Consider the following 14,467-nt stretch of genomic DNA (forward strand, 5'->3'; position numbering starts at 1 on the left):
ATTTAAACACTACCTTTCACAAAAAATAGCATGATATCTTCTATAGAAGGTCTTTCAAGTTTGAAAGCCTCATTTACTTCCTTTTTCAGCACTAATGCTTCTATTCCAAACGTACCAGGACGGGTTCTCAGAATAGCATGCTTCGGTAAGTCGTTTACTTCCTCACTATTTCCTTTGAAAATACCATATTCATATAAAAGAGCATCTTTACTCTCGCTCAATAAAATTTCACCATTATGAATTAACGTAATATAGTCAGCAATTTTTTCTAAGTCGCTTGTAATATGAGAAGAAAATAAAATGCTGTGCGTTTCATCCTGCATAAATGCTAAAAATAAATCCAAAATTTCATCCCGAATAATAGGGTCTAATCCACTTGTGGGCTCATCTAAAATCAATAGTTTTGGATGATGTGCCAATGCCAAGGCGATCGATAGCTTCATCCTCATCCCTCGTGATAGTTCCTTAATCTTCTTCCTCTTTGGCACCTTAAATTGAGCTAACCTTTCAAAATAATAGCCTGAATCCCATGTTTGAAATACTTTGCTCATGATTTTGTCGAGTTGCGTCGCATTTAGCGTTTCTGGTACATGTAAATCGTCAAATACAACGCCGATGTCGTTTTTTATCGATAGTTCGTGTTCGACATGATCTTTGCCAAATAGCAAAATTTCGCCATATTCTTTTTTTAGTAAATTCAGCATGCATTTTATCGTTGTTGATTTCCCAGCCCCATTTTCCCCAACAAATCCCATGACAGTGCCTTGAGGGACGGAAAAACTTATATTTTTGAGAAAAAAGCCTTCAAAGCCCTTATGTAAATCATGAATTTCAATGGCGTTCATTTTACTGATCCTCCTCTAACATTAAAGATAGTAGTTCTCGCAATTCTTCACTAGAAAGTCCAGCGGTTTTCGCTATTTTTGCTGCTCTTTGCAAATGCCCCTCTACCTGCCGTAATAGCTCCTCACGTAGAAAGTCTTGATTTCGTTCTGTGACAAAGCTCCCTTTACCAGCGACTGTTTCAATGAAACCGTCTCGCTCTAAATCAGCATAAGCCCGTTTAGTGGTCATCACACTTATTTTTAAATCCTTTGCTAGAGCGCGGATAGACGGTAGTGCGTCACCTGCCTGTAATTTATTAGCCAAAATAGCCTCTTTGAGCTGTATGGTGATTTGCTCATAAATAGGTTTTTCACTCGCATTACTTAAATGGATATGCACAAATCATCACCTCTTATTACTGTATATACACACTATATACAGTTGGTGATGAAAATGCAACATATTCGTACTTTTGGTAGGGGTCACGATTTGCAAAAACTCGGCATATATTGAGGTAACGGCTCAAGGAGGGAGATGAGGCATGCTACTATCTGAGATGGTGGATAAGGAGTTAATTCAAATTGAGGGTGGCGTACATTTTGGCATCCTGGCACATACAGAATGCCTATTAGATGTGCAAACAGGGAAAATACATGGCTTTGAAATTGTGAAAGATAAACTACCATTCCAAAAAAAGAAAATGAAAGTTAGTGAAATGATACCTTGGCACGAAATTATTTTAATTGGTGAAGATCGTATTTTATTTAATAAGACATCTACAGTACAGTCAGAATATTTACAGTGAGGTGAGCTTTTGGAAAACGAAAAATGGCTTGTTATCGGTGAGGACTCCCGGTTAAAGGAACTAGCTACAATGCTAAGAAGTCCATCGAGAACAGTGTTTTATAAAAGAACGACCGTATGGAACGAAGAGTTAAATAAACTTGTTTTAGAATTCCAGCCCAATAAAATTGTACTACCTATTCTTCCATTAAAAATAGAAGTTGAGCAGCTCTATGGTATATCACAAGTGAAATTTTATACAGGTCGATTAACAATGCATTGGAAGCAGTTACTAGAGAAAAATGAATCTATTTGCTATTTACAGCAAGAATCATTTATTTGGCAAAATGCTCGATTAACAGCAGAGGGATTTATCGCCACGTTTTACGGACTCGAGCAAAAATGTATTTACGGACAAAATTTCACAATCGCAGGTTTTGGGCGCATCGCAAAAATGCTCGCCTCTTTACTAGTTAAGATGGGTGCAAATGTTCATATTGTTGCACGTTCAGTTGTACAAGTGAGTGAAGCAAAAGCATATGGTTATAAAGCTACGAATTTAGATGATCGCCAATGGTCTATTACGGATGGCATTTTTATAAATACAATTCCTGCTAAATGGATTACAGAGTCTTTTATAGAGCATGTCCCAACAGTTTTATATGACTTGGCTTCAGAGCCAGGCTGTTTAGATATAGATTCTGAGCAACTACAAACATATGTACTATTGCCGTCATTGCCTGGGAAATACTTTGCACATGATGCAGCTACAATATTGTGCAAGGCAATAGAGGAGGAAGAAAATTGTTAACGGGGAAACGAATTGGCCTAGGTATTACTGCTTCCCATTGTACGTATGAAGATGTAGTACCTAAAATCCAAAATTTTATTGATGTCGGAGCAACAGTTATTCCAATTATTACGCATTCCGTTTTACATGCAGCTACTCGCTTTGGTACAGGAGAAGAGTGGATTGCAAAAATAGAAGCTTTGACAGGAGAAAAAGTTATTTCTTCTATAAAAGAGGCGGAGCCATTTGGCCCATCCAATCCATTAGACGCAATGGTCATCGCCCCCATGACAGGCAATAGCATTAGTAAATTTGCTAATGCAGCAACAGATAGCCCTGTATTAATGGCAGCGAAGGCAACTTTGCGTAATGGTTCGCCTGTAGTTTTAGGTATTTCCACAAATGATGCACTAGGCTTAAATGGCATAAATATTATGAAATTGTTAAATGCCAAAAATATATATTTTATTCCATTTGGTCAGGATGCCCCTCACTCCAAACCAAATTCTTTAATTGCTGATTTTGAGCAAATGGTGGATACTGTTCATGCAGCAATTACGCAGAAAAAGCAATTACAACCGCTGTTGATACAATATTTCAAATAAATAAGAGATTACACACAATTTTCAGTATTTTTGTGATACAATAGCACACATTATGGAACATGTATTCAAGGAGAGATGACAGATGACAAAGCAGTTAACAGTTGCGGTTGTTGGGGCAACAGGAGCAGTAGGATCAAAAATGATGGAGCAGTTGATTAAACGTAAATTTCCGATTGGACATATTAAATTTTTAGCTTCTGCTCGTTCAGCAGGAAAATCAATCGAATTTAATGGTGAAACATATACAATTGAAGAAGCGACACCTGAGGCTTTCGAAGGCGTCAATGTCGCTTTATTCTCAGCTGGTGGCTCAGTATCTGCCGCGCTTGCACCAGAAGCAGCTAAGCGTGGTGCAGTAGTTATTGATAATACAAGCCATTTTCGTATGGATCCAGAGGTACCGCTTGTTGTGCCTGAAGTGAATCGAGGCGACTTAGCGGAGCATAAAGGGATTATTGCGAATCCAAACTGCTCTACAATTCAAATGGTAGCTGCACTTGAACCAATTCGTAATGCATTTGGTTTAACAAAAGTAATTGTTTCAACTTATCAGGCAGTATCAGGTGCGGGGATTTCTGCGATCCAAGAATTAAAGGCACAAAGCGAAAACTGGGATGCAGGTAAAGATGTAGAAGCCAATATTTTACCGTCTGGTAGTGATAAACGTCATTACCCAATTGCTCGTAATGTCATTCCACAAATCGATAAATTCACAGATAATGGATTTACATACGAAGAAATGAAAATGATTAATGAGACGAAAAAAATCATGCATGCACCAGAGCTAAAAGTAGCTGCTACTTGTGTTCGTGTGCCAGTCGTTTCAGGTCACTCTGAATCTGTTTATATTGAGGTAGAGAAAGAAGCGTCAATCCAAGAGATTTTTGATGTATTACGCAATGCACCAGGTGTGGTATTACAAGATGATATTGCAACACAAACTTACCCAATGCCTATTTATGCAGAAGGGGAAGACGCTACTTTTGTAGGACGTATCCGTCAAGATTTAGACAACAGCAAAGGGTTCCATCTATGGATCGTTTCTGACAATTTATTAAAAGGCGCCGCATTAAACTCTATCCAAATTGCAGAAGCAATGCTTGAGGATAACTTACTATAAGAGGGGTGTAAGGATGAATTTAGGTCGAATTGGAACGGCTATGATTACGCCGTTCAAAAATGATGGCACGATTAATTATCCAGAACTAGAACGTATTATTAATCATTTAATAGACAATGGTACTGATTGTATTGTTGCTTGTGGTACGACTTCTGAAAACCCAACTATGTCTACAGAAGAGAAGATTGAAGTTGTTCGCTTTACAGTAGAGAAAGTAGCAGGTCGCGTACCAGTTATTGCAGGTACTGGGGATAATGAAACAGCTTACTCTATTGCAATGACACATAAAGCAGAAGAAAATGGAGCAGACGGCATTATGCTTGTAGCTCCCTACTATAATAAGCCAAATCAACGTGGGATTTATGCTCACTTTGAAACCATTGCTAAACAAACGAGTCTCCCAGTTATGCTTTATAATGTCCCAGGGCGTACAGGGGTCAATGTTGCCTATGAAACTTCTGTTGCATTAAGCAAGATTCCTAATATTGCTTGGATTAAAGAAGCGAGCGGTAACTTAGATCAGATGGGTGATGTTATTGAGAATGTAGATCCAGATGATGATTTCTTAGTGTATAGTGGGGACGATGGTTTAACACTCCCACTAATGGCCATTGGTGGAGCGGGTGTTATTTCTGTAGCTGCACACGTGGTAGGTAATGATATGCAATTAATGATTAAAGCGTTTGAAGAAGGAAATCATAAGCTAGCAGCCAAAATTCACCGAGCCTTATTACCTTTAGTACGTGCGCTGTTCGCTCAACCCAACCCTTCACCGATTAAATATGCGATGACAAAATTAGGATTTGATACACTCAATGTCCGTTTGCCAATGATGGAAATGACAGATGAAGAGAAAGCTAATTTTGACCGAATTTGGGATACGTATCAAGAAAAAGCGAAAAGTTTTAGATAAATAGCAACGAGGCTGATAGCATTTCAGCCTCGTTTTTTTATATCTTATAAAATAAAATGTTTTAACCAAATCTGTAGCTCCTTGTCCTCACAAATACTAATTAAGCTCTATTTATACAGGATATCCAATTTTTGTTTACCATCTGCTAGCAATAAGCAAATAGCAGGAAAATCTATTTCCAACGTGAAACATGTATTTTTAATTTGTGCAAAAGCTTTGCAAACCGTATAATAAATGTTAAGTGGTTGCTGTTCGGGATATTTTTTAGGAGGAAATAAATTGACAAAAAAGAAAAATGAATTAATCCGCATCATCCCTCTTGGTGGTGTAGGCGAAATTGGGAAAGCAATGTACGTAGTAGAAATTGATGAAGAACTATTTGTGGTGGATAGCGGCTTAATGTTCCCAGAAGATGAAATGCTAGGTATAGATATCGTGATTCCTGACATTACGTACTTAGAAGAAAATAAAGAACGTGTGAAGGGTATTTTCTTAACACATGGTCATGAAGACGCGATTGGGTCTATTGCCTATGTATTACAAAAAATAAAGGCACCTGTGTACGGATCAAAATTAACCATTGCATTAGCAAAGGAACATTTAAAAGAATTACCTGCACCACATCAGGTGAAGTTTTTTGAAGTAACAAACCGTAGTCGTATGAATTTTAACTCAACGTATGTAACATTCTTCCACACAACACATAGTATTCCCGATTCGTTAGGGGTAGTGTTCCATACATCTGAAGGCGCGATTGTTCATACAGGAGAGTTTAAATTCGATCAGTCAGCGACAGGTAAATTTAAACCTGATTTAGCAAAAATGGCACAGCTAGGAGAAGACGGCGTCTTTATTCTATTATCGGAGTCTTGCGAAGCTGAGCGACCAGGATATACGACATCAGAGATTGTCATTGAAGAACAATTATCAAAAACATTCCACTCAGCACCAGGTCGTATTTTAGTAGCTGTTTACGCATCAAACTTTATTCGAATTCAACAAGTATTTGCTCAAGCCCAGAAATCATTCCGTAAGGTTGTGATTGTGGGTAAACCATTGGAAAAAGCGGTTGATCTAGGCGTACAGCTTGGCTATTTAACAGTTCAAGAAGATACAATAATTCCGATATCGGAAATGCAAAAATATCAAGATGATGAAATTATCATTATTACAACAGGCAATAGAGGAGAACCCCTCGATGCTTTAGAAAAAATTGTCCGTAAACACCATCGTGACATTAAAATTAAACAAGGTGACACGGTACTAATCACCTTTACACCTTCTCCTGGCATGGAAGTTCAAATGGCAAATACAATGAACTCTATGTCAAAAGCAGGCGCTGAAATTTTGACTTCTAGCAAAAATGTTCATGTTTCAGGACATGGTAGTCAAGAAGATTTAAAGCTGATGCTAAACTTAATGCAACCAAAGTATTTTATTCCTGTACAAGGAGAATACCGTATGCTAATTGCACACTCTAAATTAGCACAACAGCTTGGTATGCAAAAATCCCAAATTTTTATCGCTGATAAAGGGGATATCGTAGAATATAAAAATAATAAAATGCGCATGAGTGGTCGTGTACAAGCTGGTAATGTCTTAATTGACGGTATTGGTGTAGGCGATGTAGGTAATATTGTACTTCGTGACCGTAAATTATTATCGCAGGATGGTATTTTCATTGTGGTGGTAACATTAAATCGAGCACAAAAGAAAATTGCCTCTGGCCCAGAAATTTTATCACGAGGCTTTGTCTATGTACGAGAATCAGAGGAATTAATGATTGAGGCTTCTGACATTGCGAAGAATGTGATTGAAAAGTACGTTGGGAAAGAAACCTTTGAATGGACGAATATTAAACAAGAAATTCGAGATACGCTAAATACGTATTTATTCCAAAAAACAAAACGTCGCCCAATGATTATTCCTATTATTATGGAATATTAATTGAACAAACTCATCGTATATGCTTTGAGGAAAAAATAAATGAAAAAGGATTTTCTCCCAATTGCGGTGGAAAATCCTTTTTTTGAAATAATCAAGTTCTACATGTGATGATTCGCTACATATATAGAATGGATTGCAGAAGAAGGTGAAATAGATGGCAGTTAGTAAGAGAAAAAAAGTTGCTAAAAGTAAGGCGACAACAGAAAAAAAAGAAATGCATCCGCTTATGTACGAAATTTTAGGGTTGCTCTTAATTGCGCTAGCAGTCATTATGATTTTTGAATACGGCATGATCGGGCGGATTCTACAAACAATCGCCATGTTCCTTTTAGGTAATTTACATTTTGCTGTTCCATTTATGCTTATATTTGTTGCATTGTTAATGATGATTGGTCGTAAAAAAGTTGGAATAAAGGATCGATTAATACTGGGCATGTTTCTCATTGTTATGAGCTTAACGATTTTTAGTCATGGCATATTATTTGAACAACTATCCAAATCAGGTGGTCTACTATCTGATTCTGTGCTACGTGAATCATGGCGAATTTTGATTAATACAGAAGGTATCATCCATCGCAGTAATGCTTTGGGGGGGGGGATGATTGGTGCCCTACTATTTAGTGGGCTTCATGTGTTATTTGAAGCCTCTGGGGCAAAAGTTGTTGCTTGGGTTATTTTCTTTATTGGATTAATTCTTGTCACTGGAAAAGCATTAGTGCCTTATTTAGCAGAAAAAACACCAGATATATTTGGCAAATGGAAAAAAAAGCACCGTGATAAGAAAAAAAATACACCGAAAAAGCCAAATAATCGTCGTTCAAGAGTAGAGAGTGAAGATGAAGTAGCAGCCGTTAATCAATCTATAGATATGCCTGAACAGGAAGAAGAAATACCACATGAGCCGATTATTTCTGCTTTTACACAGAATGTTTCACAGGAAAGAGAAGTGTTTGATACAACTCACTTGTTGGAAAATGAACTAGAAGAAACAACAGATGATGTCCAGATTCAGGGCACAGATGCAGTAGAAAATGCAGACTATCAGCTTCCATCATATAATTTATTACAATTACCACCACAACATGATCAAAGTGGTGAATATTCAGTGATTCAAGCGAATGCCAAAAAGCTTGAGCAAACGTTACAAAGCTTTGGAGTAAAGGCAAAGGTGACACAAGTGCATTTAGGTCCTGCTGTCACAAAATATGAAATTTTACCTGATATCGGTGTGAAAGTAAGCAAAATTGTCAATTTGCAAGATGATCTTGCATTAGCATTAGCAGCTAAAGATATTCGTATGGAAGCGCCAATTCCAGGGAAATCTGCGATTGGTATTGAAGTACCAAACAGTGAGGTAGCCATTGTAACACTTCGTGAGGTATTGGAATCGAAGGATGGTGCTAAGCCTGAAGCATTATTACAGGTAGCATTTGGCCGTGATATTACAGGACAAGCTGTACTAGCAGAACTCAATAAAATGCCACATTTACTTGTAGCTGGTTCTACAGGCAGTGGGAAAAGTGTTTGTATAAATGGCATTGTGGTATCCATACTAATGCGTACAAAACCGCATGAAGTGAAGCTCATGATGATTGACCCAAAAATGGTTGAATTAAACGTTTATAATGGGATTCCTCATTTATTAGCGCCTGTCGTAACAGATGCACGTAAAGCTTCGCAAGCACTGAAAAAAGTGGTATCTGAAATGGAACGTCGCTACGATTTGTTTTCTCATACAGGTACAAGAAATATAGAGGGTTATAATGCACATGTACAAAAGGTTAATGAACAAACAGAAGAGAAACATCCAAAGCTACCATATATTGTGGTTATTGTAGATGAGTTAGCGGATTTGATGATGGTCGCTTCAAGTGATGTAGAGGATTCAATTACACGTTTAGCACAAATGGCAAGGGCTGCTGGCATTCATTTGATAATTGCCACACAACGACCAAGTGTAGATGTTCTAACAGGTGTCATTAAAGCAAATATTCCATCCAGAATTGCTTTTGCAGTTTCTTCCGCAATTGATTCGAGAACAATTTTAGACATGGGTGGAGCCGAACGTTTACTAGGAAGAGGCGATATGTTATTTTTACCTGCTGGAGCTTCTAAGCCAAAAAGGGTGCAAGGTGCCTTTTTATCAGATCAAGAAGTGGAAGCAGTCGTTCATTTTGTTATAGAACAGCAAAAAGCTCAGTATCAGGAGGAGATGATTCCTACTGAAGAAGAAACCATTTTAGAGGAAACAGATGATTTATATGATGAAGCGGTCCAATTAGTTGTCAATATGCAAACTGCATCTGTCTCTATGCTTCAACGTCGCTTCCGAATTGGTTATTCAAGAGCTGCACGTATTGTTGATCAGATGGAACAACGCGGTATTGTTGGGCCTCCAGAGGGTAGTAAACCTCGTCAAGTACTTGTTCACCAATACGATAACTAAACAAAAAATGAAGCTGAAAATGATGAGAGTAACTGTATTTATGTCCAAAAATTTGCAGATAAAATAAAGAAAGAATGAATTCTATAACAGATTTTACTCAAAACTGTTTATTTCATTCTGCAAAAATGTTATATTTATGAACGATTAGTAGGAATGTTGTACATCAGATGTCTGATCTCTGATTTTGGTGGTGATATATGTGACTATTAAAGCAGATCATCGTCATCTCTATCTTCAAGTTATCGATCGTTTAAAATCTGACATCGAGGCTGGCATTTTTAAAGAAAATGAAAAGCTGCCTTCAGAATTTGAATTATCGAAATCACTAGGAGTCAGTCGAGCAACACTTAGAGAAGCACTTCGACTGTTGGAAGAGGAAAATGTGATTGTGCGCCGACATGGGGTTGGGACTTTTGTCAACCCGAAGCCGTTGTTTACATCAGGCATCGAGCATCTATCTAGTATTTCTTCTATGATCGAGGCAGCAGGTATGGAGCCAGGTTCGCGGTTTTTAAAAGCGACTGAGCACGTGCCTTCTGAGGAAGATTTAAAACGCTTCCAAAGTGATGGCGACGATAAAATACTCACGATTGAACGTGTCAGAACAGCGGATGGTGAGCCAGTAGTATACTGCATAGACAGGCTACCTGCAAGCTTCCTGCCTACTGACTTTGTCGAAAAAAAAGAAGTTTCACTGTTCTCTGCACTTGAGCAATCTGGCAAAATTCATGTAGCTTATGCTGTAACCTATATTGATCCAGTTGGGTATCATGAACAAGCCTCACCGATTTTAAATTGTGGACGTGAGACAGCTCTTTTAGTGTTAAAGCAATTGCATTATGATGATCATGATCAAGTAGTGCTCTATTCAAAAAATTATTTCCGAGCTGATAAATTCAGCTTCCATGTAGTTCGTAAACGGGTGTAGAACATTTCTAAATTTTTTCCTGCTAATTACAATACCTTTGGGGGGTTAATTAAATGAAAAAACGTAAATTTGGTTTAGTATTAACATCAGTATTAGCGGCAAGTGCTATTTTAGGTGCTTGTGGTACGAAAGACGACGAAAAGCCAGCGAAAGAAAATGACAAAGCTTCAGGCGGCGAAAGCACAGAAGAAGCTTTCTCAGTAGCAATGGTTACTGACGTAGGTGGCGTGGATGACAAATCATTCAACCAATCTGCATGGGAAGGTGTACAAGCTTACGGTAAAGAACACGGTTTATCAAAAGGTGATGGTGGTTTTGACTACCTACAATCAGCTTCAGATGCTGACTATGAAACAAACTTAAACAATTTAGTTCGTCGTGACTTTAACCTAGTATTTGGTATCGGGTTCATGATGGCTGATGCAATTGATGCAGTTGCTTCTGAAAATCCAGATAATCACTTTGCATTAATCGATGCTGAAGTAGAAGCAGACAACGTAGTAAACGTACTGTTCAAAGAGCAAGAAGGTGCTTTCTTAGCAGGTGTTGCTGCAGCGAAAACATCTAAAACAGGTAAAATCGGCTTCGTAGGCGGCGTTGATATTCCAGTTATTAACCGTTTCCACGCTGGTTTCGTTGAAGGTGCTAAAGCAGTAAACCCAGATATCGAAATTCAAGTAAAATATACTGGTGCGTTTGATAAAGCGGATCTTGGTAAAATTACAGCGAACAGCATGTATTCTTCAGGTGTAGATGTAATCTTCCACGCTGCTGGTGCAACTGGTAACGGTGTATTCTCTGAAGCAAAAGAGCGTAAAGCGAAAGATCCAAATGCTGATGTATGGGTTATCGGTGTAGATGCTGACCAATACGAAGAAGGTAAAGTAGACGATAAAACAAACGTTACACTAACTTCTATGTTAAAAGGTGTTAATACAGCAGTAGTAGATATTTCAAATAGAGCGAAAAATGGTGATTTCCCAGGTGGAGAAACACTTGTTTACGGTTTAGCTGAAGATGGCGTTAAACTTGCGGATTCTCGCGGTGCAATTCCAGAAGATGTACAAAAAGTAATCGACGAATATAAAGAGAAAATTGCTAAGGGTGAAATCAAAGTTCCAGAAAAAGTGGAAAAATAATTCATCTTTTGATCATCATAAGGGACTTTTAGAAGGACCTTATGATGATTTTTCAATCTATCGTTATATTTAGATTATTCGCAATACTCTATTTAGCTAGATTTATAGGAACCTTATAGAGGTAGTAATTATGATTTGAATAATGATGGTAACAAGTTAATAGAAGAAAGGTTTCTAACGATGACCTTTCCTGTATTAATTTAGCAAAACATCTACCTCTATACGTGGGATATTAAATCGGTCAATAAAATATAGCCTCTGGTAGAAAATTCATTACTGGACGTATGGCTTATCTGTACCATCCATCATGTAGCAGCAGATACTATACGCTAAGGCAAAAATACTTAATAATAGTGCCTATTAAGGGAGTGACAAATTTGGATTATGTGATTGAAATGCTAGGAATCCGTAAAGAATTCGGTAATTTCGTGGCGAATAATAATATCACCCTCCAACTGAAACAAGGCGAGATTCATGCATTGCTAGGTGAAAATGGTGCAGGTAAATCGACTTTGATGAATGTCCTTTTTGGTTTGTATCAACCAGAAGGTGGCGAAATTCGTGTACGTGGGAAGGCAGTAAAAATTACAAACCCGAATATTGCCAATGATTTAGGGATTGGCATGGTGCATCAACATTTTATGTTGGTAGAAAACTTTACAGTAACAGAAAATATCATTTTAGGCACTGAGCCTACTAAAATGGGAATTGTGAATATAAAAGATGCGGCTAAGAAAGTACAAGCACTTTCTGAAAAGTATGGATTAGATGTTGATCCAAACGCCAAAATCGAGGATATCACGGTTGGTATGCAACAACGTGTAGAAATATTAAAAACATTGTATCGCGGTGCCGAAATTTTAATTTTTGATGAACCAACTGCATCATTAACACCGCAAGAAATTACCGAATTAATTCAAATAATGCGTCGTCTTATCGCAGAAGGTAAATCCATTATTTTAATTACGCATAAGCTAAAAGAAATTATGGAAGTTTCAGACCGTGTGACGATTATCCGTAAGGGAGAAGGGATTGGCACTGTTGTAACCGCTGCCACAAATCCTGATCAGCTTGCTGAAATGATGGTTGGCCGTCAAGTTGAATTCAAAACGGAAAAAACGGATGCGACACCAACTGATGAAGTGCTTGCAATTGAGAACTTGGTTGTTACAGATTATCGAAATATAGATAAAGTTAAAGGTCTTAATTTAAATGTTCGTAAAGGTGAAATCGTGGGTATTGCGGGTATTGATGGTAATGGTCAATCTGAATTAATTGAAGCCATTACAGGTCTACGCAAAATTAAAAGTGGTAAAGTCAAGCTGAATGGTAAAGATATTACTAACATGAAGCCTCGTAAAATTACAGAGGAAGGCGTAGGACATATTCCACAAGACCGTCATAAGCATGGTTTAGTTTTAGATTTCCCAATTGGTCATAATATTGCATTGCAAACATATTACCAATCTCCAATAGCGAAGGGCTTTGTCATGGACTATAAAAAGGTGTCAGAGAAAGCTCGCCAAATCATTAAAGAGTATGATGTGCGTACTGGTAATGGGGAGATGACACCAGCTCGTGCATTATCTGGTGGTAACCAACAAAAAGCAATTATTGGTCGTGAAATTGACCGTAACCCTGATCTATTAATTGCTGCTCTACCAACACGTGGACTTGATGTAGGAGCTATTGAATTCATTCACTCTCGTCTAATTGAGCAACGTGATAAAGGGAAAGCCGTTTTGTTAATCTCATTTGAATTAGATGAGGTTATGAATGTTTCGGATCGAATTGCCGTTATCTATGATGGACAAATTGTCGATGAGTTAAATCCGAAAGAAACGACTGAACAAGAGCTAGGCTTACTAATGGCAGGGCAAAGTAAAAAAAATATCAAGCGTGATGCGAAGGAGGGGAACGACTAATGTCAAATCGTGTCATTAATATACTCGTTCCTATCATCTCTATCATTATCGGTTTAATTGTAGGGGCTATCGTCATGGTAGTCAGTGGCTATGACCCAGTGCAAGGTTATATCGCTCTTTGGACAGGTATTTTTGGAGATTCATATTCAATCGGGAACACAATTCGTCAAATTACACCATATATTTTAGCAGGTCTCGCAGTAGCCTTTGCATTCCGCACAGGGCTCTTCAATATCGGTGTTGAAGGTCAGCTAATTTTAGGTTGGTTAGCCGCAGCTTGGGTAGGTTATGCGTTTGAACTTCCTAAAATCATTCACTTACCATTAGCATTGCTTGCAGCAGCAGCTGCAGGTGCATTTTGGGCCTTTATTGCAGGTTTCTTAAAAGCGAAATTTAAAGTTCATGAAGTTATTGCGACAATTATGCTAAACTACACTGCACTTTATATTGCAAATGCAGTGATTAAAAAATTGTCCGATGGCAGCTTTAAAACAGAACGTATCCATGAGTCAGCTTCTTTACGTTCTCCGTTTTTAAGAGAGCTTACAGACAATTCAAGTCTTCACTATGGGATCATTGTTGCACTTTTAATGGTAGTCGTGATGTGGTTCATTCTAGAAAAAACAACACGGGGCTACGAGCTAAAAGCAGTAGGTTTTAACAAAAATGCTGCTGATTATGCAGGTATGAGTGTCAATAAAAATATTATTTTAGCTATGACGATTTCTGGTATGTTTGCAGGTCTTGGCGGCGCGATGGAAGCATTAGGAACGTTCCAAAACGCATCCATTAAACCTGGCTTTACAGGAATTGGTTTTGACGGTATCGCCGTTGCTTTACTTGGTGCCAATACACCACTTGGCGTAGTATTTGGGGCATCCCTTTTCGGTTCTTTAAAATATGGTGCATTAAATATGCCAAATGCTGCGGGTATCCCAGAAGAGATCGTATCCATTATCATTGCATTGATTATCTTCTTCGTTGCATCAGGCTATATTATTCGAGTAGGCTTACAAAAGCTGAGCAAGAAAAAGGAGGGACAATAA

General features: G+C 38.0%; 13 protein-coding genes. 11 read left to right on the forward strand and 2 right to left on the reverse strand.

The annotated features are described in order from the left end of the window. Window positions 1–2: 2 nt before the first annotated feature. The gene (locus MHB39_RS05690) at window positions 3–845 is read right to left on the reverse strand and encodes an ABC transporter ATP-binding protein (protein WP_342545986.1); all 843 of its coding nucleotides are present in this window, start codon (window positions 843–845) and stop codon (window positions 3–5) included. A 1-nt stretch (window position 846) separates the two neighbouring features. Beyond that, window positions 847–1,224, reverse strand: a complete 378-nt coding sequence (locus MHB39_RS05695) for a GntR family transcriptional regulator (RefSeq protein WP_036080396.1) — start codon at window positions 1,222–1,224, stop codon at window positions 847–849. 142 nt (window positions 1,225–1,366) lie between these two features. On the opposite strand from MHB39_RS05695, the gene MHB39_RS05700 reads away from it, so the two are divergent. From MHB39_RS05700 to MHB39_RS05750, 11 genes are all read left to right on the forward strand, one after another. Next, entirely contained in the window at window positions 1,367–1,630 is a 264-nt protein-coding gene (locus MHB39_RS05700) for a hypothetical protein (RefSeq protein WP_004224966.1), read from the forward strand. 9 nt (window positions 1,631–1,639) lie between these two features. Next, window positions 1,640–2,419, forward strand: coding sequence for an NAD(P)-dependent oxidoreductase (locus MHB39_RS05705; protein WP_016992822.1), 780 nt, complete (start codon window positions 1,640–1,642; stop codon window positions 2,417–2,419). Next, a complete protein-coding gene (locus MHB39_RS05710) occupies window positions 2,413–3,003 on the forward strand; it encodes a dipicolinate synthase subunit B (protein ID WP_004224962.1) in 591 nt (196 codons plus the stop codon). The genes MHB39_RS05705 and MHB39_RS05710 overlap by 7 nt, the downstream gene beginning before the upstream one ends. A gap of 82 nt (window positions 3,004–3,085) precedes the next feature. Beyond that, the gene (locus MHB39_RS05715) at window positions 3,086–4,123 is read left to right on the forward strand and encodes an aspartate-semialdehyde dehydrogenase (RefSeq protein ID WP_016992823.1); all 1,038 of its coding nucleotides are present in this window, start codon (window positions 3,086–3,088) and stop codon (window positions 4,121–4,123) included. Between the two features lie 13 nt (window positions 4,124–4,136). After that, on the forward strand, window positions 4,137–5,036 hold the full coding sequence (dapA, locus tag MHB39_RS05720) for a 4-hydroxy-tetrahydrodipicolinate synthase (RefSeq protein ID WP_016992824.1): 900 nt from the start codon (window positions 4,137–4,139) through the stop codon (window positions 5,034–5,036). Between the two features lie 279 nt (window positions 5,037–5,315). After that, window positions 5,316–6,983: a ribonuclease J gene (locus MHB39_RS05725; RefSeq protein WP_312123987.1), complete on the forward strand. Its 1,668-nt coding sequence runs from the start codon at window positions 5,316–5,318 to the stop codon at window positions 6,981–6,983. A gap of 154 nt (window positions 6,984–7,137) precedes the next feature. After that, the gene (locus MHB39_RS05730) at window positions 7,138–9,429 is read left to right on the forward strand and encodes a DNA translocase FtsK (protein WP_342545987.1); all 2,292 of its coding nucleotides are present in this window, start codon (window positions 7,138–7,140) and stop codon (window positions 9,427–9,429) included. A gap of 199 nt (window positions 9,430–9,628) precedes the next feature. Next, entirely contained in the window at window positions 9,629–10,357 is a 729-nt protein-coding gene (locus tag MHB39_RS05735) for a GntR family transcriptional regulator (RefSeq protein WP_036080379.1), read from the forward strand. Window positions 10,358–10,410: 53 nt separating this feature from the next. Then, on the forward strand, window positions 10,411–11,496 hold the full coding sequence (locus MHB39_RS05740) for a BMP family protein (protein WP_036080376.1): 1,086 nt from the start codon (window positions 10,411–10,413) through the stop codon (window positions 11,494–11,496). A gap of 377 nt (window positions 11,497–11,873) precedes the next feature. Next, the gene (locus MHB39_RS05745) at window positions 11,874–13,421 is read left to right on the forward strand and encodes an ABC transporter ATP-binding protein (protein WP_054550535.1); all 1,548 of its coding nucleotides are present in this window, start codon (window positions 11,874–11,876) and stop codon (window positions 13,419–13,421) included. Beyond that, a complete protein-coding gene (locus MHB39_RS05750; RefSeq protein WP_004224945.1) occupies window positions 13,421–14,467 on the forward strand; it encodes an ABC transporter permease in 1,047 nt (348 codons plus the stop codon). Before MHB39_RS05745 ends, MHB39_RS05750 begins: the two co-directional genes overlap by 1 nt.

This window comes from Lysinibacillus sp. FSL K6-4013 (assembly GCF_038630435.1).
Classification (GTDB): Bacteria; Bacillota; Bacilli; order Bacillales_A; family Planococcaceae; genus Lysinibacillus; species Lysinibacillus boronitolerans.